Here is a 25,750-nt window from a genome sequence, read left to right as displayed (position 1 = left end):
TCAAGGGGTTGAGCGGTTTTGGCAAAATTCTGCGGGCTGAAATCGGGGCGGTTTCGTTACCGTACGCCTCGAGAACTGTTACGGCGGAAAGGTTGGGTAACAGATTTTTGTGGGCACTGGTGTGTTACCTGGGGTGTTTCGGGGCCAGATGGGTTCGCCACACCCCGTTCAGCGCCTGTGAGATCGAGCGCCGCCCGCGCGGCGCATCGCGAGCTGCGCTCGCTCCTACGTTTGTTTCGGGCCAGTTACGCTGTGACAGGCGTGCGCGACCGCCTTGTTGGTACGACGCAATATCGAGCCATGCGCCAAAGCGTTCGCGCGCGTTTGCCCCAGGAATAATTGGCCCGAAACAAACGTAGGAGCGAGCGCAGCTCGCGATGCGCCGCGCGGGCGGCGCTCGGTCTCACCGGCACCACACACGTCGCGGCGGGCGCAGCGGTTATTCGCTGGTAGCGTTGCTCTTGCGCCGTGGAATGCCCAGGCGCTGGCGGCGTTCCCACAGGCACTTGCGGCTGACGCCTAGCTTGCGTGCCAGTTCGGTCTCGGTCATGTGGTCCTGGTGCTCGAGCACGAAGTGCTGGAAGTAGTCTTCCAGCGACAGGTCCTCGGTCGGCTCGTGGCTGGCATTGGCAGCACTGGCCACCACCAGGGCGTTGTTGAGGATCTCGTCCTCCTCCAGGTCGCTCAGCTCGATGTCGATGCCCAGCAGCTCGGCAGAAATTTCTGCGCTCTCGCTGAGGATCACCGCGCGCTCCACGGCGTTTTCCAGCTCACGTACGTTACCCGGCCAGCTGTAATGACGAATGGCCTGCTCGGCTTCGGCCGAGAAATGCAGGTCGTCGCGGCCGATGCGGGCACTCTGGCGGGCGAGGAAGGCGCTGGCGATCTCGTTGACGTCGCTGCCGCGCTCGCGCAGGGCAGGCAGTTTCAGGGCGATCACGTGCAGGCGATAGTAAAGGTCCTCGCGGAACTGGCCAGCCTTGGCCAGGTTCTTCAGGTCGCGGTGGGTCGCCGCGATCAGGCGCACATCGACCTTTTGCGATTGCACCGAACCCACCCGGCGAATCTCGCCTTCCTGCAGCACGCGCAGCAGGCGGGCCTGGGCTTCCAGCGGCAGCTCGCCGATTTCGTCGAGGAACAGCGTGCCGCCGTCGGCGGCTTCTACCAGGCCTGCACGCCCGGCGCTGGCGCCAGTGAACGCGCCCTTCTCGTGGCCGAACAGTTCGGACTCGATCAGTGTCTCGGGGATGGCTGCGCAGTTCACCGAGATCATCGGTGCCTTGGCCCTGCGCGACAGGTTGTGCAGGGCGCGGGCCACCAGCTCTTTACCGGTACCCGACTCGCCCTGGATCAGCACGTTGGAGTCGGTAGGCGCCACCTTGCGGATCTTGCTGTACATGTCCTGCATTGGCGGGCACGAGCCGATGATGCCGATTTCGCCATTGGCCGCAGCCGCGCTGCCTTTGTCGGACGATGCGGCCTTGCCATTGGTGGCGCGTGGCTCGGCAGCCGGTGCGGCAGCCGGGGCGTTCTGCCGGTCGCGCAGGATACGTGCCACGGCCTGCAGCATCTCGTCGTGGTCGAACGGCTTGGCGATGTAGTCCACCGCGCCCATTTTCATCGAGTCCACTGCCGAGCGCAGGCTGGCGTAGCTGGTCATGATCAGCACCGGGGTGCCCTGGCCGAGCTTGATCAGCTCGGTGCCAGGTGCGCCTGGCAAGCGCAGGTCGCTGACGATCAGGTCGAAGGTGGCAATGCTGAAGCGTTCCTGGGCTTCCTGCACCGAGCCGGCTTCGCTGACCTGGTACTGGTTCCGCTCGAGCAGGCGACGCAAGGCCGAGCGGATGATGGTTTCGTCTTCGACGATCAGAATGTGCGGCATTGATTCAATTCTCTCGACGGTCTCGAATTTCAGGGGACGTCGCTACGACATGCCGGGGCAGGGTCACGCGGATCCGGGTGCCACGTTGCCGTTCGATATCGGCCGGGCTGTCGATGGTGATTTGCCCATAATGCTCTTCCACGATGGAATAGACCAGAGCGAGCCCTAGTCCGGTTCCCTCGCCCGGGTCCTTGGTGGTGAAGAAGGGTTCGAACAGGCGGTCCATGATGTTCTTCGGTATCCCGCTGCCCTCGTCCTCGACGATCAGGTCGACGGTGTGCTCGCTGACTTCGCTGCGCACGCGCACGGCGCTGCCGGGTGGCGAGGCGTCGCGGGCGTTGGAGAGCAGGTTGATCAGCACCTGGGCCAGTCGCTGCGGGTCACCTTCGGCCCAGTGGTCCGGGTTGCAGAGGTTGAAGAACTGTACTTCGAAATTGCGCCGGTTCAAGGCCAGCAGACCGATGGCGTCCTGCGCGACTTCGGCCAGGCACACCGGTTCTTCGCTGTTCTGGTGGCTGCCGCCGGCATGGGCGAAGCTCATCAACGACTGGACGATGCGCGACACACGCTTGGTCTGGTCGAGGATCTGGCTGGACAGCTCGATGATTTCGCCATCGCCTTCGCGTTCCTCGCGCAGGTTCTGCGCCAGGCAGGCGATGCCGGTAATCGGGTTGCCGATTTCGTGGGCCACGCCGGCGGCCAGGCGGCCGATGCTGGCCAGGCGCTCGGAGTGCACCAGCTTGTCTTCCAGGGCCTGGGTTTCGGTAAGGTCTTCCACTAGCAGCACAAGGCCGCTGTTACCGGGGGCCAACGGCTCGTCGATGGCGGCCTTGTGCAGGTTCAGCCAGCGCGGCTGCCCGTCCAGTGCCAGGCGCTGCTTGTGCAGGTGCTCGTCGGGCAGGTTGATAAAGCCTTGCAGCAGGCCGCGCCAGGGTTCGTCGATGGTGAGCAGGCGCGAGCCGACCACGTGCTTGGCGGCAATGCCGGTCAGCTCTTCCATGGCCTTGTTCCACATCAGGATTTCCTGGTCCTTGGCCAGCGAGCAGACGCCCATGGGCAGCTCTTGCAGGGTCTGGCGGTGGTAACGGCGCAGGGCATCGAGCTCGGCGGCCAGGCCGGTCAGGCGCGAGTGATAGTCTTCCAGGCGGCTTTCGATGAAATGGATGTCTTCGGTCACGTAGTTTTCGTTACCGGACTTGTACGGCAGGAAGGTTTCGACCATGTCCTGGGCCACGCTCGGCCCCATCAGGCCGGACAGGTTGGCCTCGATGCGGTCGCGCAGGCGGCGCAAGGCGTAGGGGCGGCGCTCGTCGAACGGCAGGTAGAGGTCGCGCAGGGCCTGTTCCACTTCCTTTTGTGCGGCCTTGGCGCCCAGCGGCTTGGCCAGTTGGGTGGCGAACTCCTGTGGCGAGGCGGCGTGCAGCTCGCGGCGCTGCGGGCGGCGGACGTTGTCGACGGCGCAGGCTTCAGCCGCGCTGACTTCTTCGTTGCTGGCGTTGGTGAACAGCGAAATCAGGGTAAATAGCAAAACGTTGGCCGCCAGCGAGGCAATGGCCGCCATGTGCCAGCTGGTATCGTCCAGCACATAGATCATGTCCAGCAGCGGAATATAGAAGCCCTGCAGGTTGCCCAGCAGCGGCAGCAGCATGGTCACCATCCACACCAGGGTGCCGGCCAGCAGCCCGGCGATGAAGCCGCGGCGGTTGGCGGTGGGCCAGTACAGCACCGACAGCACGCCCGGCAGGAACTGCAGGGTGGCGACGAACGCGACGATGCCCAGGTTGGCCAGGCTCTGGTGGTTGTTCTGGGTCAGGTAGAACATGAAGCCGGCGGTGATGATGGCGACGATCAGCGCGCGGCGAGTCCACTTCAGCCAACGGTAGATATTGCCTTCGGCCGGGGGCTGGTACAGCGGCAGCACCAGGTGGTTGAGGGCCATGCCCGACAGTGCCAGGGTGGTGACGATGATCAGGCCGCTGGCGGCCGACAAACCGCCGACGTAGGCCAGCAGTGCCAATGCTTCGTTGTTGGCGGCAATCCCCAGGCCCAGGGTGAAGTACTCAGGGTTGGTAGTGGCGCCCAGGCGCAGGCCAGCCCACAGCACCAGCGGCACGGCCAGGCTCATCAGCAGCAGGAACAGCGGCAGGCCCCAGCTGGCACTGACCAGCGAGCGCGGGTTGAGGTTTTCGGTGAAGGCCATGTGGTACATGTGCGGCATGACGATGGCCGAGGCGAAGAACACCAGCAGCAGGGTGCGCCATGGGCCTTCCTGCAGGGGGGTGTGCAGCGCGGCCAGGGCGGTCTGGTTCTGCAGTAGCCACACTTCCAGCTCGTGCGGGCCGCCGAATACGCCGTACAGGGCGTAAAGCCCGATACCGCCCAGGGCCAGCAACTTGATCACCGACTCGAAGGCGATGGCAAACACCAGGCCTTCGTGTTTTTCGCGCGTGGCGATGTGCCGCGAGCCGAAGAAGATGGTGAACAGAATGATCAGCGTACAGAAGGCGAAGGCCACCCTGGCCTTGACCGGCTCACCGGTGAGGATGCTGATCGAGTCGGCCACCGCCTGGATCTGCAACGCCAGCAGCGGCAGCACGCCGATCAGCATGATGATGGTGGTGAGTGCCCCGGCCCAGGTGCTGCGAAAGCGGAACGCCAGCAGGTCGGCCAGCGATGACAACTGGTAGGTGCGGGTGATCTTGAGGATCGGGTAGAGCAGCACCGGTGCCAGCAGGAACGCGCCGGACACCCCCAGGTAACAGGCAAGGAAACCGTAGCCATATTGGTAGGCCAGGCCCACCGAGCCATAGAAGGCCCAGGCACTGGCGTACACGCCCAGCGACAGGGTGTAGGTGAGCGGGTGGCGAATGATCGAACGCGGGATCAACCCCCGCTCGCTGATCCAGGCCACGCCAAACAGCACCATGAGGTACCCGGCGCTGATCAGGATCATCTGGGTCAGGCTAAAGCTCATCGGCATCTCGTTGGCTCTGCAGGATGAAGGTGACGACGATCAGGATCAGCCAGAGCAGGTAGGGGCGGTACCAGGCTCCGGTCGGTTCGATCCACCAGTCCATGATGGCCGGGGAGAACAGGTAGATCCCCACGACCAGAAGCAGGACCAAACGATAGATGTACATGCTGGCCTCGATGGTTGGGCGCTGCGGGCTTGGACTTATTATTGGCGCAAATGGCTGGGTGGATGCTAGCGGGAATCCATTGCGTTAGCCAAGGGTTTGAAATTATTAGGCTTTTGTTTTTGAGGGTTGGTTTGCCTGTGCTGGCCCTTTCGCGGGTAAACCCGCTCCCACAGAACGGCACCGCCTTCGAAACCTGTGAAGAACCTGTGGGAGCGGGTTTACCCGCGAAAGGGCCGGGCCTGCCTCAGCGCAAATCAGCCTCAGGCACCGTGGTCCGCTGCGCGATCGCCTCCGGCCGCCACTGCTTGCGGGCTATCGCCAACACTTCAGCCGGCGTTGCCAGCAGCAAGTCGGGGTCTGCTTCCTGCCCCAGTGCCCGCAATGCCCGCAACAGCAGCGGTGTAGCATGCTCCGCCTGCAAGGGTGGCGAGCGGTACGATTTGCCCAGCTTGTGCCCATCTGGCTGCACGATAAGCGGAATATGCAGGTAGCGCGGCTGTGAGAACCCCAGCAACTCCTGGAGGTACAGTTGACGCGGGGTGTTGTCGAGCAGGTCGGCGCCACGCACGATGTCGGTAACACCCTGCCAGGCATCGTCCAGCACCACCGCCAGCTGGTACGCATACAGCCCGTCGCGGCGCTGGATGACGAAGTCGCCCACTTCACGGCCCAGGTGCTGCTGGTACTCGCCCTGTACCCGGTCGGTAAAGCGGTAGATCAGCTCTGGTACGCGCAGGCGGATCGCCGCGCCTTCCCGGGCATGGCCGGCGTTGCGGCACAGGCCTGGGTAGATGCCGTTGTAACCCTCCAGCTGCTTGCGCGAGCAGGTGCAGGCATAGGCCAGGCCCATGTTGAACAGGCGGTCGACTACTGCGGCATAGGCATCGTGCCGCTGGCTCTGGAACACCACTTCGCCATCCCATTCCAGCCCGTAACGCTCCAGGGTCTGCAGGATGGCATCACGGGCCCCGGGCATCTCCCGGGGTGGGTCGGTGTCTTCCATGCGCAGCAACCAGCGGCCGTTCACGGCGCGGGCGTCGAGCCAGGAGGCGAGGGCGGCGACCAGCGAGCCGAAGTGCAAAAAGCCGCTGGGGGTGGGGGCGAAGCGCCCGATGTAGCTGGAGTCGGTCATGTCAGGCTGGGCATATAAATGAAACGGGGCGCATCAAGCGCCCCGTTCAGGTGGAAGAAAGATCAGCCTTTGCCGACCGTTTTTTCCTTTTTCTCGGCGATTTCCTTGCAGTCGAAGCACAGGTCGGCGGTCGGACGGGCTTCCAGACGGCGCAGGCCGATTTCGATGCCGCACGATTCGCACCAACCGTAATCTTCGTCCTGGATCTTCTGCAGGGTCTTGTCGATTTTCTTGATCAGCTTGCGCTCGCGATCACGGTTGCGCAGCTCAAGAGCAAATTCTTCTTCCTGGCTGGCACGGTCGGCCGGGTCCGGGAAGTTCGCAGCTTCATCCTTCATGTGGTCTACGGTGCGATCCACACTCTGCATGAGCTCGCCTTTCCAGGCATTGAGAAGCTTGGTGAAGTGCTTCTTCATGGGCTCACCCATGTACTCTTCGCCCTTGGTCTCTTTATAGGGCTCGACACCGTACATGGTTTGACCGGTTTTTTGCTTTTCTACGGTGGACATGAATAGACCGCCTCTCACTCATCTGATCCAATGCGCAGGATGCTCCATCCCCGGCGACCGCCGGCCCTGCGACTGCGAGCCGCCGAACTTACCAGATAGATCGGGGGTGCGCTACCCCGCCCGATCCTGCTTATTGACATCGGCGCGAGCCGTACGTTCGTTGGCGTGCAGAGGTAGAATCTCCAGTTTAGACGCAATTGAGAGAAGGTCATGGCCCACCCCTACAGTGCGCGCAGCCGCGCCATCGAACCCTTCCACGTCATGGCGCTGCTGGCCCGGGCCAATGAGCTGCAGGCGGCCGGGCACGACGTGATCCACCTGGAAATCGGCGAGCCGGACTTCACTACGGCTGCGCCGATCGTGGCTGCCGGCCAGGCGGCACTGGCCGCCGGGCACACCCGCTACACCGCCGCACGCGGCCTGCCGGCGCTGCGTGAAGCGATTGCCGGCTTCTATGGCCAGCGTTATGGCTTGAATATCGACCCGCAGCGCATCCTGATTACCCCAGGTGGTTCTGGCGCGCTGCTGCTGGCCAGCAGCCTGCTGGTCGACCCGGGCAAGCATTGGCTGCTGGCCGACCCGGGTTACCCGTGCAATCGCCACTTCCTGCGGCTGGTCGAGGGTGGGGCGCAACTGGTACCGGTGGGCCCGGAGGTGAATTACCAGCTGACCGCCGACCTGGTCGAGCGCTACTGGGACAAGGACACCGTCGGTGCACTGGTCGCGTCGCCGGCTAACCCGACCGGTACCGTGCTGGGGCGCGAAGAGTTGGCCAGCCTTGCCAAGGCCACCCATGAGCGGCATGGCCACCTGGTGGTGGACGAGATCTACCATGGCCTCACTTATGGCATGGACGCGCCAAGCGTGCTGGAAGTCGACGATTCGGCGTTCGTCCTGAATAGTTTTTCCAAGTATTACGGCATGACCGGTTGGCGCCTTGGCTGGCTGGTAGCCCCACCTGGGGCAGTGGCCGACCTGGAGAAGCTGGCGCAGAACCTGTACATCAGTGCACCGAGCATGGCCCAGCATGCCGCGCTGGCCTGCTTCCAGCCCGAGAGCCTGGCCATTTTCGAAGAACGCCGGGCCGAGTTCGCCCGCCGTCGCGACTATCTGTTGCCCGCCCTGCGCGAATTGGGCTTCCGCATTGCCGTCGAGCCGCAGGGGGCGTTTTACCTGTATGCCGATATCAGCGCCTTTGGCGGGGATGCGTTTGCCTTCTGCCGGCATTTCCTGGAAACCGAGCACGTGGCCTTCACCCCGGGCCTGGACTTCGGCCGCCACCTGGCCGGGCACCATGTGCGCTTTGCCTACACCCAGAGCCTGCCGCGCCTGGAACAGGCGGTGCAGCGCATTGCCCGCGGCCTGCGGAGCTGGCAAGGCTGATGCGTTTCTCTCCTTCACTTGAACAGGGCCGCCTGCTGCGCCGTTACAAGCGCTTTCTGGCGGACATCGAACTGGCCAGCGGCGAACAGCTGACCATTCACTGCCCGAACACCGGCTCCATGCTCAACTGCATGCGTGAAGGCGGGCAGGTGTGGTTCAGCCGCTCCAACGACCCCAAGCGCAAGCTGCCAGGCACCTGGGAAATCAGCGAAACCCCGCAGGGGCGGCTGGCCTGTGTGAATACCGGGCGGGCCAATGCACTGGTCGAAGAGGCGCTGCGGGCCGGCGTCATCGCCGAACTGGCCGGTTTCACCGCGCTAAAGCGCGAGGTGGCATACGGTGAGGAAAGCAGCCGCATCGACTTTCGCCTGGAGTTCGACGGTGGCCCCGCATATGTCGAGGTCAAGAGCGTGACCTTGGGCTACCCCGACAGCACAGTGGCCGCCTTCCCCGATGCAGTGACCCAGCGTGGTGCCAAGCACCTGCGCGAACTGGCGAAACTGGCCCAGCAGGGTATACGGGCGGTGCAACTGTACTGCGTGAACCTGACGGGTATCGACGCCGTGCGCCCGGCCGAGGAAATCGACGCAGCCTATGCACAGGCCCTGCGTGCTGCGGTGGCGGACGGGGTAGAGGTGCTGGCCTACGGCACCCGCCTGGACGCCGAAGGCATTGTTGTTGATCGCCGCCTGCCGGTGCTGCTTACGCCGTGAGCCAGATGCCCTGGCTGTCTTCGTGACAGCCCTGGGCCTGTAATTGCTCACCCTCGCAGGGCCCGGCCACGCACTCGCCGCTTTCAATGAGGAACAGCGCACCATGGTGGGCGCAGTGGATGAGGCTGGCGCTGTCATCGAGAAATGCATCTTGTCCCCAGTTCAGCGGGATGCTGCGGTGTGGGCAGCGGTTGCGATAGAGGTACACCTGGCCATGGCGGCGCACGCCGAACAGTTCGAGGCCGTCTACGCTGAAGGCGCGGCTTTGGCCTTCGGCCAGTGCATGGGAGGTACAAAGGAAGTGCATGGCAAGGACGACTCATGAAACAGATGATGACTTGACGCTTCAATGCGAATAATTATCAAATTGCCCGCATTCGCTGCGCCTGGCTGCCTATGGTGCGCAGTTCTGCCGCCCGCCACAAGGCGCGCGGCTCGCCTTCAGAAGGAACCCGATGATGCGCCGTCCAGTCGCCTTGCTCGCCCTGTGCGCAAGCTTTGTGCTCTCCACCCAGGCCCTGGCGGCCGAGTTGCCGCAACGCTGGGTCAGCGCCGGTGGCGCCCTGAGCGAATGGATAACTGCGCTGGGCGGTGAAGCGCGGCTGGTCGGTGTGGACACCACCAGCCAGCACCCGGCATCGCTGAAATCACTGCCCAGCGTGGGCTACCAGCGGCAGCTGTCGGCTGAAGGCATTCTCAGCCTGCGCCCGGATGTACTGGTGGGCACCGAGGAAATGGGCCCGCCGCCGGTCTTGGCGCAAATCCGCAAGGCCGGTGTGCAGGTGGAGTTGTTCTCCAGCAAGGCCGAACTGGCGGCGGTGGATGAAAACCTCAAGCATCTGGGGCAGTTGCTTGGCGCAGAGCCGCAAGCTTCGGCGTTGGCGGCGGGTTACCACCAGCAAATCGAGGCGGTGCAGGCCAAGGTCAAGCAGGCTCAGGCCGGGAAAAAGGCACCTGGGGTGCTACTGCTGGTCGGCCATGCCGGGGCCAAGCCGCTGATCGCCGGGCAGGGCACTGCGGGTGACTGGCTGCTGGGCCAGGCAGGTGGGCACAACCTGGCAGAACATCAAGGCTACAAGAACTTCTCCAACGAAGCCTTGGCGGCGCTGGACCCGGATGTGATCGTGTTTTCCGACCGGGCGCTGGCCGATGAGCAGGCGTTGCAGGCCCTGTTGAAAGAAAACCCCGCGCTGGCTGCCTCGCGGGCTGTTCGTGAGAAACGCCTGGTGTCACTGGACCCGACGTTGCTGGTGGGCGGGCTTGGCCCACGCCTGCCATCGACCTTGCAGTCGCTGGCAGCCACCTTCTACCCGGCAGCCCAGGCCAGCTTCGCGCAATGAAACAGCGGGTCCAGCCACGCACGTTGTTCATTTGCCTGAGCCTGCTGTGCCTGTTGGCGGTGTGGCTGTCGCTGGCCCTGGGGCCGGTCAGCCTGCCGCTGTTCGACACCCTGCGCGCCGGCCTGCGCCTGCTGGGGCTGCCAATTGCGGCCGACGGCCTGCAGCAGGCCGAGATGATCCTGGGCCAGATCCGCCTGCCGCGTACCCTGCTGGGGCTGGCGGTGGGCGCTGTGCTGGCGCTGTCCGGTGTGGCCATGCAGGGGCTGTTTCGCAACCCGCTGGCCGATCCGGGGCTGGTGGGGGTTGCCGCTGGGGCGGCGATGGGCGCTGCGGTGGCCATTGTCGGTGGCGCCTGGTTTGGCGGCATGCCGGAGGCTTTCGCGCCGTATCTGCTGTCGTTCTGCGCTTTTGTCGGGGGGCTTGGGGTAACCGCGCTGGTTTACCGTCTGGGCCGGCGCGATGGCCAGACCAACGTCGCAACCATGCTGCTGGCTGGCGTGGCCATGACTGCGCTGGGCGGCGCGGCCGTTGGGCTGTTCTCTTACCTGGCCGACGACGCCACCCTGCGCACACTGACATTCTGGAACCTTGGCAGCCTGAACGGTGCCAGCTACGAACGGCTATGGCCATTGCTGCTGGTGGCGGCGGGGGTAGCGGTGTGGCTGCCACGCCGGGCCAAGGCGCTGAATGCCCTGTTACTGGGTGAGTCGGAGGCGCGCCACCTGGGTGTCGACGTGGAGCGGCTCAAGCGCGAGCTGGTGTTCTGCACGGCGCTGGGCGTGGGTGCGGCCGTGGCTGCTGCAGGGCTGATCGGTTTCATCGGCCTGGTGGTGCCGCACCTGGTGCGCTTGCTGGCCGGGCCTGATCACCGCGTGGTGCTACCGGCCTCGTTGCTGGCGGGGGGCGTGCTGATGCTGTTCGCCGACCTGGCGGCTCGGCTGCTGCTGGCACCTGCCGAGTTGCCGATTGGTATTGTCACGGCCTTTATCGGTGCGCCGTTCTTCCTGGTCCTGCTGATACGAGGGCGCAGCTGATGTTGCAAGTCGAAGGCCTGCACCTGCGGCGGGGAAGCAATGAGGTGTTGCACGACATTCACCTGCAACTGAGCCCGGGGCAGGTGGTGGGTGTGCTCGGCCCCAACGGTGCCGGCAAGAGCAGCCTGCTGGGTGTGTTGTGTGGCGAGCTGGTGCCCGACCGAGGGCGGGTGACGTTGCAGGGCCGGCCCCTCACCGATTGGCCTGGGCAGGAGCGGGCCAGGCGCCTGGCCGTATTGCCACAGGTGTCCAGCCTGGGCTTCTCGTTCCGGGTGGAGGAAGTGGTGGGCATGGGGCGCATGCCGCATGGCACCGGGCAGCAGCGCGATGCGCAAATTGTCGAAGCGGCGTTGCAGGCGGCGGATGCCTGGCACCTGGTGGGGCGCAGTTACCTGGCGCTATCGGGGGGCGAGCGGCAGCGGGTGCACCTGGCCCGTGTGCTGGCGCAGCTATGGCCGGGCGAGGAGGGGGCCACGCTGCTGCTCGACGAACCGACCTCGATGCTCGACCCGCTGCACCAGCACACTACCCTGGAGTCCGTGCGCCGCTTCGCCGACCGCGGCGCTGCGGTGCTGGTAATCCTGCATGACCTGAACCTGGCGGCGCGCTACTGTGACCGTATCCTGTTGCTGGAGCAGGGGCGCAGTCATGCGTTTGCATCGCCCGAAGAGGTGCTGACGCCAGCGGCGTTGAGGGCGGTTTACGGAATCGATGTGCTGGTGCAGACGCACCCGGAGCGTGGGCATCCGCTGATCATCACCCGCTAGGAGGCATTGCCGATGCGTCATCCGCTGCTGTCCGGTTTCTCGCTTTGCCTGATGTTGGCACTGGGTGGCTGCCAGGCCAGCCTGCCGCCGTTGCCCCCTTGGCAGAGCAGTGAGGGGCGTACGCATGCCGAGTTGGGGCAGATCATCGACCTTGCCAGCGGCCAGGCGATCAGCCCTGAGCAACTGGTGCAGCGCCTGGCGGGCACCCCTCGGGTGCTGGTGGGCGAAAAACACGACAACCCGGACCACCACGCGCTGCAACTTTGGCTGCTGCGCGCGCTGCAGGGTCAGCGCGTGCAAGGCAGCCTCTTGCTGGAGATGCTGCAGCCTGAGCAGCAACCGCTGGTCGACAAGGTTCAGGGGCAGCCCCTGCCGGCAGACTTGCCCAAGGCGCTGGCCTGGCAGGAAGGTTGGGACTGGCAGCTGTACGGGCCGATCGTGCGTGAGGCCTTGCAGCAGCGAGTGCCACTGCTGGCGGCCAACCTGTCGCCTGGGGAGATGCGCCAGGCCTATCGACAATCCGCCTCGCTGACCGGCGAAAGGTCCAATGCGCCAGCGGTGAAGGCTGCCTTGCTGGAGCAGGTACGCGCCGGGCATTGCGGGATGCTGCCGGAAAGCCAGTTGCCGGCAATGCTGGCCGTGCAGCAGCAGCGCGACCGGCGCATGGCCGAGCGTTTGCTGTCGGCGCCGCAGCCGGCACTGCTGTTTGCCGGGGCCTATCACGTGCGCAAGGACTTGGGCATACCCTTGCACTTGGCTGATCTGGGGGCGTCGGGGGAGAGCAAGGTATTGCTGCTGGCCGAGGTGGGCGAGCAGGTTGAGCCAGGCGAGGCTGATTACGTGTGGTACACGGCGGCGACGCCCGAGCAGGATTACTGCGCGCAGTTTCGCCAGTAGTGTGCACGGTGGGAAAGCCAAGCCAGGCGGCATAAAAACCGCAGGCAAAAAAAGACCCGGCAAAGAGCCGGGTCAATAACCGTGATTAGCCTGATGAGGAGATAATCTGAGAGTCCGAACCAGGGGCTCTTAGGTTATCCAACCAGTCTCGCGACCAGTTGTGATAATCATAACGATTCTCATTTCGTAGTCAATCCCCTTTCCACGATTATTTTGGATTTTTTTGCGTAGGGTTTTTTGCGTCCAGTTGTTGATTGAGCGCTTCTTTGCGTTCGAGCGGCAGATCGTTCCAGTGCATGTCCAGCAGGGCGCCTTCAATGGCGTACAACAGCACCTTGGAAGCGCGGAACCCTCGTGTCTTAACGGCCTGGTATGCACCCACCGCACCCAGGCGACGCAGGTCCGATGCACTGTGGATGCCGGCGGCATGCAGCCACTGCGCAGAGGTCTTGCCAAGGTTCTTCAGGTGCTGCAATTCATCGTTCATCGAGCCTCCTTGCGATGGCTGAACGTGGATTGGAGGATAAATCGCGAGCAGGTCAGAGAGGAGTGTAGCGGGGGTTAGGAAATGCGCGGCCTTTTGCCATCGGAGCGATGAGCTGTCGGGACCTGTGCCGGCCTCTTCGCGGGTGAATCCGCTCCCACAAGGTGCTCTACAAGCCTCAAGGTCGGCGTAGTACCTGTGGGAGCGGGTTTACCCGCGAAGGGGCCAGAACAGGAAAACGATGAACTTACAGGCCAGGCAAACGCTGGCGAATCTGCTCGATCACCTGGTCCATGCTGCCAGCATCCTGGGTATCGACCCGGGTGCTCTGCACCAGCTCCTGCGCATCCAGGGCTTCACGGCTGGCCTGCTGGGCCTTGACCACGTCCAGGGTGGCATCCGAAGGGTCGGTGTTTTCGGCCTGACGCTGCTCCAGCCAGCTGGCGATGACTGCCTCGGGTGCGTGGCAGTCCAGGATCAGGAACGGCACACCGGTCTGGCTGGCAACGTCTGCAGCCGCCTGGCGCTGTTCGCGCTTGAGGTAGGTGGCATCCAGCACCACCGGGAAGCCGGCGCGCAAAACGGTTGCTGCCACGTCGTGCAAGCGTTGGTAAGTGGCGGCACTGGCATCCTGGTCATAAATCCCGGTAGTCAGTTGGCCGGCGTTGTCCTGCAGCTGTTCGCCGAACAGGCGCTTGCGCTCGACGTCGGAGCGCACGCGAATGGCGCCCAAGGCCTCGACCAGGCGCATTGCCACGTGGCTCTTGCCCACTGCCGAGACGCCATGGGTGATGGCCAGTAGCCGCGAAGGGATGGCGCTGTAGCTTTCGGCCAGGTTGGCGTAGTTGCGGTAGGTGCGCAGGGTAGTAGCCCGCTGCACGCCGTCGGCGTTGGCCGGCATGCTGAACAGCGCGACCTTGGCCCGTACCAGGGCGCGATAGGCTTTGTAGAAGTTGAGCACTTCCAGGCCTTCATAATCGCCGGTCAGCTCCAGGTACTGGCTGATGAAGCGTCGTGCCAGGCACTTGAGGCCGCGATCTTCCAGGTCCATGGCAAGGAAGCCGGTGTCCGCCCAGACATCGGTCATGCGGAACGGTTCGTTGAACTCGATGCAGTCGAAGATCACCACCTGGCCGTCGATCAGTGTGGCGTTGCCCAAGTGGATGTCACCATGGCACTCGCGGGTGAAACCATTGGCCTTGCGCGAGGCGAACAGGCCTTGCAGCCGCTCGAAACTGCTGCGCGCCCAAGCCTGCAGGTTGTCCAGTTGCAGCAGGTCGGCCTTGTCGCTGAGGAATGGGCGGATCTGCTCGAAGTTCTGCTCGACCGGGGCCATGACGCTTTCAGGCGAGCCGTAGGGCTGCTCGGCGGATACCTTGGGCGTTTGCAGGTGGAACTCGGCGATTTGCCGGGCCATCTGGTCGATGTGCGCGGCATTCAGTTCGCCATTGGCCTGCAGGGTGCTGAGCATCTGCCCCTGGGGGAACTGGCGCATCTTCAGCGCGTATTCGATAGCCTCGCCTTCGCCACCGATCTGCGGCGCTTCGACGCTACCGGTAACCGGCAATACCTCCAGGTACAGGCCGTCGGTCAGGCGCTGGTTCAGGCGCAATTCTTCGTTACAGAAATGCTGGCGCTGGCCCAGTTCGGTGAAGTCGAGGAAGCCGAAGTTCATCGGCTTCTTGATCTTGTAGGCGTACTCGCCGGTGAGCAGCACCCAGGAGATATGCGTCTCGATGAGCTGGAACCCATCCACGGGGTGAGGGTACAGGGCTGGGTTCTGCAACGCAGTGATAAGTGCTTGGCTCACGGGAAATCCTTCCGGGGGCAGGGAATTCGAATGCGCCATTATGGTCAATGGTGCCGTCCCTGCCTACCGCTGGGCCGTCTGCCCAGCCTTTATAAAGTGCGTATAATCCGCCGCCATGACCCGAACCCGAAATCCCCGTACCCCTCAGAAACGCCCGACCGGCCGCTCTCGCGCCTGGCTGGGCTGGGCTTTGAAGCTCAGCCTGGTAGGCCTGGTGATCGTTGCCGGCTTCGCGGTTTACCTCGATGCCGTCGTGCAGGAGAAGTTCTCCGGCAAGCGCTGGACCATCCCGGCCAAGGTGTATGCCCGGCCGCTGGAGCTGTTCACTGGTCAGAAACTGAGCAAGAACGACTTCCTTACCGAACTCGACGCACTCGGCTACCGGCGCGAAAGCGCGGCCAACGGCCCGGGTGCGGCGGCCGTCAACGGCAATACCGTCGACCTCAATACCCGTGGTTTCCAGTTCTACGAGGGCATGGAGCCAGCACAGTTTGTACGCGTGCGTTTCTCCGGCGATTACGTGGCGGGCCTGTCGGCTGCCAACGGCAAGGCGCTCGACGTGGTGCGGCTTGAACCGCTGATGATCGGCGGCATTTACCCGAAAAACCTCGAAGACCGCATCCTGATCAAGATCGACCAGGTGCCCAAATACCTGCTCGAAACCCTGGTGGCGACTGAAGACCGCGACTTCTACAGCCACTATGGCGTGTCGCCCAAGTCCATCGCCCGGGCCATGTGGGTCAACACCTCGTCCGGCTCGATGCGTCAGGGCGGCAGTACCCTGACCCAGCAGCTGGTGAAGAACTTCTACCTCAGCAGCGAACGCAGCCTTAGCCGCAAGCTGACCGAAGCGATGATGGCCATGCTGCTTGAGTTGCACTACGACAAGCGCGAGATTCTCGAGGCCTACCTCAACGAAGTGTTCGTCGGTCAGGATGGCCAGCGTGCCGTTCATGGCTTCGGCCTGGCCAGCCAGTTCTTCTTCAGCCAGCCGCTGGCGGAACTGAAGCTGCATCAGATCGCCTTGCTGGTGGGCATGGTCAAAGGGCCGTCCTACTACAACCCGCGGCGCTACCCTGACCGCGCTCTGGCCCGCCGCAACCTGGTGCTCGACCTGGTGGCCGAACAGGGCGTCGCCAGCCAGGCGGAAGTCGATGCGGCGAAGAAGATGCCGTTGGGCGTGACCAAGCGCGGCAGCCTGGCCGACAGCTCGTTCCCGGCCTTCCTCGACCTGGTCAAGCGTCAGCTGCGCCAGGACTACCGCGACGAAGACTTGACCGAAGAAGGCCTGCGTATTTTCACCAGCTTCGACCCGATTCTGCAGATGAAGGCCGAAACCTCGATGAGCGAGACCTTCAAGCGCCTGGCGGGGCGCAAGGGTGCTGACGAGGTGGAGTCGGCAATGGTCGTGACCAACCCGGAAACCGGCGAGGTACAGGCGCTGATCGGTAGCCGCCAGGCAGGCTTCGCCGGTTTCAACCGGGCCATTGATGCTGTGCGGCCGATCGGCTCGCTGGTCAAGCCGTCGGTGTACCTGACGGCGCTGGAGCAGCCGAGCAAGTACACCCTGACCAGTTGGGTGCAGGATGAGCCATTTTCGGTCAAGGGTGCCGATGGCCAGGTCTGGCGCCCACAAAACTATGACCGTCGACCGCATGGCACCATCTACCTGTACCAGGGGCTTGCCAACTCGTACAACCTGTCAACCGCCAAGCTCGGCCTGGAAGTGGGCGTGCCCAATGTGATCAAGACCATTGGCCGGCTGGGGGTAAATGTCGACTGGCCAGCCTTCCCGGCCATGTTGCTGGGGGCCGGTGGCATGTCGCCGATGCAGGTTGCGACCATGTACCAGACCATCGCCAACGGCGGTTTCAACACCCCGATGCGCGGTATTCGCAGTGTGTTGACCGCCGAGGGCGAGCCGCTCAAGCGCTACCCGTTCCAGATCCAGCAAACCTTCGACCCGGGTGCCATCTACCTGGTGCAGAACGCCATGCAGCGGGTCATGCGCGAAGGTACCGGGCGCTCGGTGTACAACACCTTGCCGCGCTCGCTGACCCTGGCGGGCAAGACCGGTACCAGTAACGATTCGCGCGACAGCTGGTTCTCCGGCTTCAGCCAGGACCTGCTGGCCGTGGTGTGGATGGGCCGTGACGATAACGGCAAAACCCCCTTTACCGGCGCCACCGGTGCCCTGCAGGTGTGGACCAGCTTCATGAAGAAGGCCGACCCGCTGCCGCTGGACATGCCGCAGCCGGACAACGTGGTGCAGGCCTGGATCGACCCGTACACTGGCCATGGGTCTGATGGCAGCTGTCCGGGAGCGGTGCAGATGCCGTATATTCGCGGGAGTGAACCGCCCGCCGGCGCGACCTGTGGCGGCGAGCAGAATCCTGCAGAATCAGTCATGGACTGGGTCAAAGGCTGGATGAATTAAGCACAGGCTGCATTGATGAGGTGTGACGTGAACAAGTGGCTGTTTCCTGCCGTGACGGCGTTGGCTGTGCTCCAGGGGTGCTCCAGCGTCCCGCGCGGCAATATACCGGTGGTCGATTCGAGCACTCGCGTGTCCAACAGCGAGCGCGTGACGGCCAACCGCTCGGCGGGTGGCTATAACACGGGCACCGCGCAAGCGCAGACGTTGCCCGAAGACTCCGGCGTGACCGTGATGATCCCGCAGGGCGCTGGCGCTTCTGGCATCCAGACGTTCCCGGCTGCCAATGGCGCGGCGCCGATCAGCACCTCGCCAATCACGCCGGGCCCGATTACCCCAGGCCCGGTCAGTTCGGCGCCGATGACCACCAACCCCAACCCGATCGCCGACGAGCCGTTCGACATCGCGGCAATGAACAGCACCCCGGCAAGCACCAGCGCACCAACCGGCATTCCGCGCAGCAGCGCCGCTGCCGGTGGTCTGTCGGCCGACGAGCAACTGGACGGCCCGGTGCTGGCACTGCTGACCACCGCGCAGACCCAGCAGGGCAGTGGTGACTTCAACGGCGCTGCGTCGAGCCTGGAGCGTGCACAGCGCATTGCCCCGCGCGAGCCGCAGGTGCTGTACCGCCTGGCTCAGGTGCGCCTGTCGCAAGGTGATGCAGCGCAGGCCGAGCAGCTGGCGCGTCGCGCCCTGACTTACGCCAACGGCCGCCCGAGCCTGCAGGCCGAGCTGTGGAACACCATCGCCCAGGCCCGTGAAAAGCAAGGTGACAGCGCTGGCGCGGCATTGGCCCGGCAGAAGGCGCGGGTCAATTCGTGATGATCGAGCAACGTATTCTGGACATTGCCGACCACCTGCTGCTGATCGAGCGTGAACTGGTGGTGCAAGGGTGGTGGGATGACGAGCCACCCAGCGATGAGGCACTGGCCAGTACCGTGCCGTTCGCGGTCGACACCCTCAGTTTCGAGCAGTGGCTGCAATGGATCTTCCTGCCGCGCATGAAGATCATCATCGAGCTGGGCCATCCGCTGCCCAATGCCTCCAGCATCCTGGTCATGGCCGAGACCGTGTTTACCGACCGGCCGGAGCAAAGCCGTGAGCTGCGCCGACTGTTGGCAGCATTTGACCAATTGATCGCTCCTTCCGCCTGATTTCTTCAGTTTTTCCTTCAAGGGCCGCAGATTGTGGCCCTTTTTTGTGGAAATCTTATTTATTCTGCTGCTGAAGCGATTTTTAGTGGTGGCAGGAATTCATCTTGGGGAAATATTGGCAATAATTTTTCTTGACATGTTGGCGCCGAATCACAAGAATCCAACTTCCGCTGTAGAGGGACTGCCAGAAGCAGACCCGCTAAGCAGATCATGAGGCGCACACCCGCGCCGACCTGTTACACCCCGCAACGCGTTACCTCGCGCTGGGTGGGAAAACCCCGCAACACTCTGGGGTGCTCCCAATACTTGCTCAGTCAGTGCTGACGTTTTCGCTCATGCTCTGCTTGGCAGTAAACCTATTAAGACCCGTCCACTAGGGACGGTATTCTGGCGTTTTAGAGGTGAACAACGTGGAGCTTTTATCTGGCGCTGAGATGGTCGTCCGCTTTTTGCGTGACGAAGGCGTTAAGCACATCTACGGGTACCCTGGTGGTGCTCTCCTGCATGTTTACGACGCACTGTTCAAAGAACCGGAAGTGGAACACATCCTGGTTCGTCACGAGCAGGCGGCAACCCATATGGCGGACGGCTACGCCCGCGCCACCGGCAAGGCCGGTGTGGTGCTGGTAACCTCCGGCCCGGGCGCGACCAATGCCATTACCGGCATTGCCACCGCCTACATGGATTCGATTCCGATGGTCATCCTGTCCGGCCAGGTGCCTAGCACCATGGTGGGTACCGATGCCTTCCAGGAAACCGACATGATTGGTATCTCGCGGCCGATCGTGAAGCACAGCTTCATGATCAAGAACCCGACCGAGATCCCGGAAGTCCTGAAAAAAGCGTTCTACCTGGCGCAATCCGGTCGCCCAGGTCCGGTCGTGGTCGACATTCCAAAAGATATGACCAACCCGGCCGAAAAGTTCGAATACGTCTACCCGAAAAAGGTCAAGCTGCGCTCCTACAGCCCCGCGGTCCGTGGCCATTCCGGCCAGATCCGCAAGGCCGCCGAGATGCTTTTGGCTGCCAAACGCCCGATCGTCTACTCCGGTGGTGGCGTGATTCTCGGCGGTGGCTCCGAAGCCCTGACCGAAATCGCCAAGTCGCTGAACCTGCCGGTCACCAATACCCTGATGGGCCTGGGTGGCTTCCCGGGTACCGACCGCCAGTTCCTCGGCATGCTCGGCATGCACGGCAGCTACACCGCCAACATGGCCATGCACAACGCCGACGTGATCCTCGCTGTGGGTGCACGCTTCGACGACCGCGTGGTCAACGGCCCGGCCAAGTTCTGCCCGAACGCCAAGATCATCCACATCGACATCGACCCGGCGTCGATCTCCAAGATGATCAAGGCCGACGTGCCGATCGTCGGTCCGGTCGACAGCGTGCTCAGCGAAATGCTCGGCATCCTCAAGGAAATCGGCGAGCAGCCTGACAAGGCGGCGCTGGATGCCTGGTGGAAGCAGATCGACGAATGGCGTGGCGATGGCGAACTGTTCCCTTACGACAAGGGCGATGGCAATGTCATCAAACCGCAGAAAGTCATCGAGACCCTGTGCGAAGTGACCCATGGCGATGCCTTTGTCACCTCCGACGTGGGCCAGCACCAGATGTTCGCGGCGCAGTACTACCGCTTCAACAAGCCGAACCGCTGGATCAACTCCGGTGGCCTGGGCACCATGGGCTTCGGCTTCCCGGCGGCGATGGGCGTCAAGCTCAACTTCCCGGACCAGGACGTTGCCTGCGTGACTGGCGAAGGCAGCATCCAGATGAACATCCAGGAGCTGTCCACCTGCATGCAGTACGGCCTGCCGGTGAAAATCGTCAACCTGAACAACGGTGTGTTGGGCATGGTTCGTCAGTGGCAGGACATGGCCTACAACGGTCGTCACTCGCACTCGTACGTCGAGTCGCTGCCTGACTTCATCAAGCTGGCCGAGGCCTATGGTCATGTGGGTATCCGCATCACCAGCCTGAAGGACCTCAAGCCGAAGCTGGAAGAAGCGTTTGCGATGAAGGACCGTCTGGTGTTCATCGACATCGCGGTTGACCGCAGCGAGCACGTCTATCCGATGCAGATCAAGGATGGCTCGATGCGTGACATGTGGCTGAGCAAGACGGAGCGTACCTGATATGCGGCACATCATTTCCCTGCTGCTGGAAAACGAACCAGGTGCGTTGTCCCGTGTGGTCGGCCTGTTCTCCCAGCGCAACTACAACATTGAAAGCCTGACCGTGGCGCCGACCGAAGACCCGACCCTGTCGCGTCTGACGCTGACCACCGTTGGCCATGACGAAGTGATCGAACAGATCACCAAGAACCTGAACAAGCTGGTCGAAGTGGTCAAGCTTGTCGACCTGTCGGAAAGCGCTCACATCGAGCGTGAACTGATGCTGGTCAAGGTCAAGGCCACCGGTGCCCAGCGCGCCGAGATCAAGCGCACCACGGATATCTTCCGTGGCCAGATCGTCGACGTGACCGCCAGCGTGTACACCGTGCAGCTGAGCGGCACCAGCGACAAACTGGACAGCTTCATCCAGGCGATCGGCACTGCATCGATTCTCGAAACCGTGCGCAGCGGCGTTACCGGCATTGCCCGTGGCGACAAAGTGCTCAGCATCTAAATTCAAAAATTAGCGATGGCTCCGCAGGGGCCGAGATATAACCAGGGGTATTTCATGAAAGTTTTCTACGATAAAGACTGCGACCTTTCCATCATCCAGGGCAAGAAAGTCGCCATCATCGGTTACGGTTCCCAGGGCCACGCCCAAGCGTGCAACCTGAAAGACTCCGGTGTAGACGTTACCGTCGGTCTGCGTAAAGGTTCGGCTACCGTTGCCAAGGCTGAAGCCCACGGCCTGAAAGTTGCCGACGTTGCTACCGCTGTCGCTGCGGCTGACCTGGTCATGATCCTGACCCCGGACGAGTTCCAGGGCGCTCTGTACAAGAACGAGATCGAGCCGAACATCAAGAAGGGCGCTACCCTGGCCTTCTCCCACGGCTTCTCGATCCACTACAACCAGGTTGTTCCGCGTGCCGACCTCGACGTGATCATGATCGCGCCGAAGGCCCCGGGCCACACCGTTCGCTCCGAGTTCGTCAAAGGCGGCGGCATTCCTGACCTGATCGCTATCTACCAGGATGCTTCGGGCAATGCCAAGAACGTTGCCCTGTCCTACGCTTCGGGCGTTGGTGGCGGCCGTACCGGCATCATCGAAACCACCTTCAAGGACGAAACCGAAACCGACCTGTTCGGTGAGCAGGCTGTTCTGTGCGGCGGTACCGTTGAACTGGTCAAGGCCGGTTTCGAAACCCTGGTCGAAGCTGGCTACGCGCCGGAAATGGCCTACTTCGAGTGCCTGCACGAACTGAAGCTGATCGTTGACCTCATGTACGAAGGCGGCATCGCCAACATGAACTACTCGATCTCCAACAACGCCGAATACGGTGAGTATGTTACCGGCCCGGAAGTCATCAACGAAGAATCCCGCAAGGCCATGCGCAACGCTCTGAAGCGCATCCAGGACGGCGAGTACGCGAAGATGTTCATCTCCGAAGGTGCCACCAACTACCCATCGATGACCGCCAAGCGCCGCAACAACGCCGCTCACGGTATCGAAATCATCGGCGAGCAACTGCGCTCGATGATGCCGTGGATCTCGGCTAACAAAATCGTCGACAAGACCAAGAACTAAGTCTTATCGAAAGATGAAAAACGCGGCTTCGGCCGCGTTTTTTCGTTCTGGCAGCCCGCTTCTGGTATAAAGCAGACCAGTGGCCTGCTGTCAGAACCTGTTTCGCGGGCCCGTGTCGAACATTTTCCATCCTGTTGCAAGGTACCCTTTATGAGCGAACGTCCCGAAGAGCCGAACAAGCCCTCCGACGCCGAAAGCCTGCTACCTATCGATGAGCACATTGAAGAAGGGCACGACGCCGAAGGCCGCAAGGTGCGCCACCGCGGCATCTACCTGCTGCCCAACTTGTTCACCACCGCCAACCTGTTTGCCGGCTTCTATTCCATCATCAGCTCGATGAGCGCACAGAGCGCCCTGAGTGCCGGTGACCCGCGCGAGGCGAGCAAGTACTTCGCCTTTGCCGCCATCGCCATCTTCGTGGCCATGGTGCTCGACGGCCTGGACGGTCGCGTTGCGCGCATGACCAATACCCAGAGCGCCTTCGGTGCCGAGTATGACTCGCTGTCAGACATGGTCGCCTTCGGTGTGGCCCCTGCGTTGCTGGCCTTTGGCTGGGCGCTGGGTGACATGGGCAAGGTCGGCTGGATGGTGGCCTTCATCTATGTGGCCGGTGCTGCGCTGCGCCTGGCGCGCTTCAACACCCAGGTCGGTACCGCCGACAAGCGCTACTTCATCGGCCTGGCCAGCCCGGCTGCCGCAGGTGTGGTAGCGGGTACCGTGTGGGCGTTCAGCGATTACGGTATTCAGGGCTCCAAGCTGTCGTTCCTGGTGGCGCTGCTGGTGGCAGCTGCCGGCATGCTGATGGTCAGCAATATCAAGTACAACAGCTTCAAGGAGCTGGACCTCAAGGGGCGCGTGCCATTCGTGGCCATCCTTGCCGTGGTGCTGGTGTTTGCCGTCGTGTTCAGCGACCCGCCGCGCATCCTGCTGCTGATCTTCCTCGCTTATGCAGCGTCGGGGCCGATCCAGTTCCTGTTGAAGGCGCGCCGGCGCAAAGCGTAAAAATTGCTTAACGCTGGAATAACCCTCCGGCTCCATAGTCTTACTGGTACATCCGTTATCCAGTGCTATGGAGCCGCCCATGCTCATCAAGCTTCCCAGGTCTTCCGAGTGCAAGGCGTCGGAGATCACGCCCGAAGGCATCTACCTTTCCCGTCGTACCCTGCTGGGTGGCTCATTGGCCGGCCTGGCGTTGGGCGCATTGCCGGGCAGGGCGGGCGCTGCTGAAGTTTCGCGTTATGCCGATGTGCAGGCCGGCGCTGCACCGGCCTGGTTCACTGACAAGCTCGCTGCCACGCGCTGGCAGGCGGTGGCGGTGAAGGACGAGGCAATCACGCCGTTCAAGGATGCCACTCATTACAACAACTTCTATGAGTTCGGGCCTGACAAAGGTGACCCGGCTGCCAATGGCGACAGCCTGAAGACCGAGCCGTGGTCGATTGTGGTGGATGGTGAGGTGGGCAAGCCCGGGCGCTATGCACTGGAAGACTTCGTCAAACCTTATCAGCTCGAGGAGCGGATCTATCGGCTGCGTTGCGTAGAGGCGTGGTCGATGGTCATTCCGTGGCTGGGGTTCCCGCTGGCGCAGGTACTCAAGCAGGTCGAGCCGACCTCCAAGGCGCGCTATGTGCGCTTCGAAACGTTGAAAGATCCACAGCATATGCCTGGGCAGCGCTCAGGGTTCGCCTTGATCGACTGGCCTTATAGAGAAGGGCTGCGCCTGGACGAGGCAATGCACCCGCTGGCGATCCTGGCGGTAGGCATGTATGGCCGCGAACTGCCCAATCAGAATGGCGCACCGTTGCGCTTGGTGGTGCCGTGGAAGTATGGCTTCAAGAGCATCAAGTCGATCGTGCGCATCAGCCTGGTGGCTGAACAGCCCGGCACTACGTGGGAAGGGCTGGCGCCGGATGAATATGGTTTTTATGCCAACGTGAACCCGACGGTCGATCACCCACGCTGGACCCAGGCGCGTGAACGCCGGTTGCCCAGCGGGTTGTTCAGCCCCAATGTGCGAGAGACGCAGATGTTCAATGGTTACGCTGATGAAGTGGCGTCGCTGTATACCGGGCTTGATCTGCGGAAGAACTATTGATGCGTTACCCCTGGTTTCGCCTGGCGATCTTCATCGTGGGATGCCTGTTCCCGGCGTGGTGGCTATATCAGGCGGCGATGAACCTGCTGGGGCCTGACCCCGGGAAGATCATGATGGACCGCCTTGGGCTTGGGGCGCTTACCTTCCTGCTGGTGACCTTGAGCATGACGCCACTGCAGAAACTGACGGGGTGGTCGGGGTGGATCGTGGTGCGCCGGCAGCTGGGGTTGTGGGTGTTTGCTTATATAGTGCTGCACATCCTCTGTTACCTGTTCTTTATCCTTGGGCTGGATTGGGGGCAGTTGGCGGTGGAGCTGCGCAAGCGGCCCTACATTATTGTTGGTGCGCTTGGGTTCCTTTGCTTGCTGGCCTTGGCGGCTACCTCGAATCGGTATAGCCAGCGGAGGCTGGGGGCGCGGTGGAAGAAGCTGCACAGGTTGGTGTATCTGGTTCTTGGGCTGGGGTTGCTGCACTTTTTGTGGATTGTGCGCTCGGATCTGCGGGAGTGGGCTGTGTATGCGTTTATTGGTGCTGTGCTGATGGTGCTGAGGGTTCCTGCTGTTGGGCGGGGGCTTTCGAGGGTTGGCAGGAAGCAGGGTAGGGCGGTTTGAGATTGAGGAGGGCTGCCAGGGGCCAGTCTTGAGATAGTAGTGGCTGTGAAAGGTGCTTGCCTTTGATCTTGTGGCGCCTGTGAGATCGAGCGCCGCCCGCGCGGCGCTTCGCAGCACAAGGCTGCTCCTACATCTGTTTCGGGCCAATTAATACTGTGAAATTTGCGCGCGAACGCCTTGGAGCACGGCTCGATATTGCGTCGTTCAAACAAGGAGGTCGCGCGCGTCTGCCACAGGCGATACTGGCCCGAAACAAATGTAGGAGCAGCCTTGTGCTGCGAAGCGCCGCGCGGGCGGCGCTCGATCTCATAGGCGCTGAATGTGTTGTGGCGGGCACCTGTTAGCCTTTCTAGGGTATTTCCCGCTTATATTTCAATTTCTTGAAATTAAGGGTTGACGCCCTTCCGAATCCCCTTATAATGCGCCCCACTTCCAGCGACATCGGAACGACAAACTCCTTGAGATTCAACGAGTTAAGTGGTTAAGGTGGTGCTGAACGGGCTACGATCAACTGATCGCAAGCGGTTGAAATGGTGGTTGACAGCGCTTCTAAACGCTGTATGATTCACCTCCCGCTACGAGAGATCGCAGCGAGTTAAGTGTTTGAAGCCAAACGAGTTTCTCGGAAAAAACTTCAAAATAAACGCTTGACAGACTCTGGGGAAA

The 25,750-nt window shown here is 62.6% G+C and carries 23 protein-coding genes; 15 read left to right on the top strand and 8 right to left on the bottom strand.

Annotated elements, in window-relative coordinates; translation table 11 throughout:
• Positions 1–439: 439 nt before the first annotated feature.
• The 5 genes from ABI582_RS24705 to dksA form a co-directional block, all read right to left on the bottom strand.
• Positions 440–1,882, bottom strand: a complete 1,443-nt coding sequence (locus ABI582_RS24705; RefSeq protein ID WP_442120563.1) for a sigma-54-dependent transcriptional regulator — start codon at positions 1,880–1,882, stop codon at positions 440–442.
• Positions 1,883–1,886: 4 nt separating this feature from the next.
• Positions 1,887–4,862, bottom strand: coding sequence for a sensor histidine kinase (locus ABI582_RS24700; protein ID WP_442120562.1), 2,976 nt, complete (start codon positions 4,860–4,862; stop codon positions 1,887–1,889).
• Entirely contained in the window at positions 4,846–5,022 is a 177-nt protein-coding gene (locus tag ABI582_RS24695) for a hypothetical protein (RefSeq protein WP_003250005.1), read from the bottom strand. Before ABI582_RS24695 ends, ABI582_RS24700 begins: the two co-directional genes overlap by 17 nt.
• A gap of 244 nt (positions 5,023–5,266) precedes the next feature.
• Positions 5,267–6,154, bottom strand: a complete 888-nt coding sequence (gene gluQRS, locus ABI582_RS24690; protein WP_338745250.1) for a tRNA glutamyl-Q(34) synthetase GluQRS — start codon at positions 6,152–6,154, stop codon at positions 5,267–5,269.
• 62 nt (positions 6,155–6,216) lie between these two features.
• Positions 6,217–6,663, bottom strand: coding sequence for an RNA polymerase-binding protein DksA (dksA, locus tag ABI582_RS24685; protein ID WP_016501618.1), 447 nt, complete (start codon positions 6,661–6,663; stop codon positions 6,217–6,219).
• A gap of 210 nt (positions 6,664–6,873) precedes the next feature.
• Here dksA and ABI582_RS24680 point away from each other — a divergent pair, with 210 nt between their 5' ends.
• Both ABI582_RS24680 and sfsA read left to right on the top strand, forming a co-directional pair.
• The gene (locus ABI582_RS24680) at positions 6,874–8,046 is read left to right on the top strand and encodes a pyridoxal phosphate-dependent aminotransferase (RefSeq protein WP_338745249.1); all 1,173 of its coding nucleotides are present in this window, start codon (positions 6,874–6,876) and stop codon (positions 8,044–8,046) included.
• Complete coding sequence (gene sfsA, locus ABI582_RS24675) at positions 8,046–8,759, top strand: DNA/RNA nuclease SfsA (RefSeq protein WP_338745248.1); 714 nt, start codon at positions 8,046–8,048, stop codon at positions 8,757–8,759. Before ABI582_RS24680 ends, sfsA begins: the two co-directional genes overlap by 1 nt.
• Here the strand turns inward: sfsA and ABI582_RS24670 are convergent.
• The gene (locus tag ABI582_RS24670; protein WP_258909538.1) at positions 8,749–9,066 is read right to left on the bottom strand and encodes a Rieske (2Fe-2S) protein; all 318 of its coding nucleotides are present in this window, start codon (positions 9,064–9,066) and stop codon (positions 8,749–8,751) included. The genes sfsA and ABI582_RS24670 overlap by 11 nt on opposite strands.
• Positions 9,067–9,214: 148 nt before the next feature.
• On the opposite strand from ABI582_RS24670, the gene ABI582_RS24665 reads away from it, so the two are divergent.
• From ABI582_RS24665 to ABI582_RS24650, 4 genes are read left to right on the top strand one after another with little or no spacing between them, the layout of a single operon-like run.
• Positions 9,215–10,099 carry a heme/hemin ABC transporter substrate-binding protein gene (locus ABI582_RS24665; protein WP_442120561.1) on the top strand — a complete coding sequence of 295 codons (885 nt, stop codon included), beginning with the start codon at positions 9,215–9,217 and terminating at the stop codon, positions 10,097–10,099.
• A gap of 50 nt (positions 10,100–10,149) precedes the next feature.
• Complete coding sequence (locus ABI582_RS24660; RefSeq protein WP_162471788.1) at positions 10,150–11,133, top strand: FecCD family ABC transporter permease; 984 nt, start codon at positions 10,150–10,152, stop codon at positions 11,131–11,133.
• A complete protein-coding gene (locus ABI582_RS24655; protein WP_442120560.1) occupies positions 11,133–11,900 on the top strand; it encodes a heme ABC transporter ATP-binding protein in 768 nt (255 codons plus the stop codon). Before ABI582_RS24660 ends, ABI582_RS24655 begins: the two co-directional genes overlap by 1 nt.
• 12 nt (positions 11,901–11,912) lie before the next feature.
• Complete coding sequence (locus ABI582_RS24650; RefSeq protein WP_442120559.1) at positions 11,913–12,797, top strand: ChaN family lipoprotein; 885 nt, start codon at positions 11,913–11,915, stop codon at positions 12,795–12,797.
• A 208-nt stretch (positions 12,798–13,005) separates the two neighbouring features.
• Here the strand turns inward: ABI582_RS24650 and ABI582_RS24645 are convergent, their stop codons facing one another.
• Positions 13,006–13,284 carry a TfoX/Sxy family protein gene (locus ABI582_RS24645; RefSeq protein WP_016489141.1) on the bottom strand — a complete coding sequence of 93 codons (279 nt, stop codon included), beginning with the start codon at positions 13,282–13,284 and terminating at the stop codon, positions 13,006–13,008.
• 244 nt (positions 13,285–13,528) lie between these two features.
• Positions 13,529–15,091, bottom strand: coding sequence for an AAA family ATPase (locus ABI582_RS24640; protein WP_442120558.1), 1,563 nt, complete (start codon positions 15,089–15,091; stop codon positions 13,529–13,531).
• Positions 15,092–15,206: 115 nt separating this feature from the next.
• On the opposite strand from ABI582_RS24640, the gene mrcB reads away from it, so the two are divergent.
• The 9 genes from mrcB (at position 15,207) to msrQ (ending at position 25,084) form a co-directional block, all read left to right on the top strand.
• The gene (gene mrcB, locus ABI582_RS24635) at positions 15,207–17,528 is read left to right on the top strand and encodes a penicillin-binding protein 1B (RefSeq protein ID WP_442120557.1); all 2,322 of its coding nucleotides are present in this window, start codon (positions 15,207–15,209) and stop codon (positions 17,526–17,528) included.
• Positions 17,529–17,543: 15 nt separating this feature from the next.
• On the top strand, positions 17,544–18,347 hold the full coding sequence (locus ABI582_RS24630; protein WP_338745241.1) for a tetratricopeptide repeat protein: 804 nt from the start codon (positions 17,544–17,546) through the stop codon (positions 18,345–18,347).
• On the top strand, positions 18,347–18,679 hold the full coding sequence (locus ABI582_RS24625; RefSeq protein WP_016489137.1) for a YqcC family protein: 333 nt from the start codon (positions 18,347–18,349) through the stop codon (positions 18,677–18,679). The genes ABI582_RS24630 and ABI582_RS24625 overlap by 1 nt, the downstream gene beginning before the upstream one ends.
• 410 nt (positions 18,680–19,089) lie before the next feature.
• Positions 19,090–20,814, top strand: a complete 1,725-nt coding sequence (locus ABI582_RS24620; RefSeq protein ID WP_028614116.1) for an acetolactate synthase 3 large subunit — start codon at positions 19,090–19,092, stop codon at positions 20,812–20,814.
• A 1-nt stretch (position 20,815) separates the two neighbouring features.
• Positions 20,816–21,307, top strand: coding sequence for an acetolactate synthase small subunit (gene ilvN / locus ABI582_RS24615; protein WP_003250040.1), 492 nt, complete (start codon positions 20,816–20,818; stop codon positions 21,305–21,307).
• 54 nt (positions 21,308–21,361) lie between these two features.
• Positions 21,362–22,378, top strand: a complete 1,017-nt coding sequence (gene ilvC / locus ABI582_RS24610; RefSeq protein WP_003250043.1) for a ketol-acid reductoisomerase — start codon at positions 21,362–21,364, stop codon at positions 22,376–22,378.
• 150 nt (positions 22,379–22,528) lie between these two features.
• Complete coding sequence (pssA, locus tag ABI582_RS24605) at positions 22,529–23,380, top strand: CDP-diacylglycerol--serine O-phosphatidyltransferase (RefSeq protein WP_016501605.1); 852 nt, start codon at positions 22,529–22,531, stop codon at positions 23,378–23,380.
• 79 nt (positions 23,381–23,459) lie between these two features.
• The gene (gene msrP, locus ABI582_RS24600) at positions 23,460–24,473 is read left to right on the top strand and encodes a protein-methionine-sulfoxide reductase catalytic subunit MsrP (RefSeq protein ID WP_442120556.1); all 1,014 of its coding nucleotides are present in this window, start codon (positions 23,460–23,462) and stop codon (positions 24,471–24,473) included.
• Positions 24,473–25,084, top strand: a complete 612-nt coding sequence (gene msrQ / locus ABI582_RS24595; RefSeq protein WP_442120555.1) for a protein-methionine-sulfoxide reductase heme-binding subunit MsrQ — start codon at positions 24,473–24,475, stop codon at positions 25,082–25,084. The genes msrP and msrQ overlap by 1 nt, the downstream gene beginning before the upstream one ends.
• The last annotated feature ends 666 nt before the right edge of the window (positions 25,085–25,750 follow it).

The sequence above is a fragment of the Pseudomonas sp. SAS7 genome (genome assembly GCF_052112345.1).
GTDB lineage: Bacteria > Pseudomonadota > Gammaproteobacteria > Pseudomonadales > Pseudomonadaceae > Aquipseudomonas > Aquipseudomonas putida_Q.
The sequence above is the reverse complement of the archived record's forward strand: the minus strand, read 5'-3'. Positions and strand labels throughout refer to the sequence as shown.

Bases quoted from the DNA above. Each gene is read 5' to 3' on its own strand.
- ABI582_RS24705 (WP_442120563.1), bottom strand. From the start codon at position 1,882: ATGCCGCACATTCTGATCGTCGAAGACGAAACCATCATCCGCTCGGCC.
- ABI582_RS24700 (WP_442120562.1), bottom strand. From the start codon at position 4,862: ATGCCGATGAGCTTTAGCCTGACCCAGATGATCCTGATCAGCGCCGGG.
- ABI582_RS24695 (WP_003250005.1), bottom strand. From the start codon at position 5,022: ATGTACATCTATCGTTTGGTCCTGCTTCTGGTCGTGGGGATCTACCTG.
- gluQRS (WP_338745250.1), bottom strand. From the start codon at position 6,154: ATGACCGACTCCAGCTACATCGGGCGCTTCGCCCCCACCCCCAGCGGC.
- dksA (WP_016501618.1), bottom strand. From the start codon at position 6,663: ATGTCCACCGTAGAAAAGCAAAAAACCGGTCAAACCATGTACGGTGTC.
- ABI582_RS24680 (WP_338745249.1), top strand. From the start codon at position 6,874: ATGGCCCACCCCTACAGTGCGCGCAGCCGCGCCATCGAACCCTTCCAC.
- sfsA (WP_338745248.1), top strand. From the start codon at position 8,046: ATGCGTTTCTCTCCTTCACTTGAACAGGGCCGCCTGCTGCGCCGTTAC.
- ABI582_RS24670 (WP_258909538.1), bottom strand. From the start codon at position 9,066: ATGCACTTCCTTTGTACCTCCCATGCACTGGCCGAAGGCCAAAGCCGC.
- ABI582_RS24665 (WP_442120561.1), top strand. From the start codon at position 9,215: ATGATGCGCCGTCCAGTCGCCTTGCTCGCCCTGTGCGCAAGCTTTGTG.
- ABI582_RS24655 (WP_442120560.1), top strand. From the start codon at position 11,133: ATGTTGCAAGTCGAAGGCCTGCACCTGCGGCGGGGAAGCAATGAGGTG.
- ABI582_RS24650 (WP_442120559.1), top strand. From the start codon at position 11,913: ATGCGTCATCCGCTGCTGTCCGGTTTCTCGCTTTGCCTGATGTTGGCA.
- ABI582_RS24645 (WP_016489141.1), bottom strand. From the start codon at position 13,284: ATGAACGATGAATTGCAGCACCTGAAGAACCTTGGCAAGACCTCTGCG.
- mrcB (WP_442120557.1), top strand. From the start codon at position 15,207: ATGACCCGAACCCGAAATCCCCGTACCCCTCAGAAACGCCCGACCGGC.
- ABI582_RS24630 (WP_338745241.1), top strand. From the start codon at position 17,544: ATGAGGTGTGACGTGAACAAGTGGCTGTTTCCTGCCGTGACGGCGTTG.
- ABI582_RS24625 (WP_016489137.1), top strand. From the start codon at position 18,347: ATGATCGAGCAACGTATTCTGGACATTGCCGACCACCTGCTGCTGATC.
- ilvN (WP_003250040.1), top strand. From the start codon at position 20,816: ATGCGGCACATCATTTCCCTGCTGCTGGAAAACGAACCAGGTGCGTTG.
- ilvC (WP_003250043.1), top strand. From the start codon at position 21,362: ATGAAAGTTTTCTACGATAAAGACTGCGACCTTTCCATCATCCAGGGC.
- pssA (WP_016501605.1), top strand. From the start codon at position 22,529: ATGAGCGAACGTCCCGAAGAGCCGAACAAGCCCTCCGACGCCGAAAGC.
- msrP (WP_442120556.1), top strand. From the start codon at position 23,460: ATGCTCATCAAGCTTCCCAGGTCTTCCGAGTGCAAGGCGTCGGAGATC.
- msrQ (WP_442120555.1), top strand. From the start codon at position 24,473: ATGCGTTACCCCTGGTTTCGCCTGGCGATCTTCATCGTGGGATGCCTG.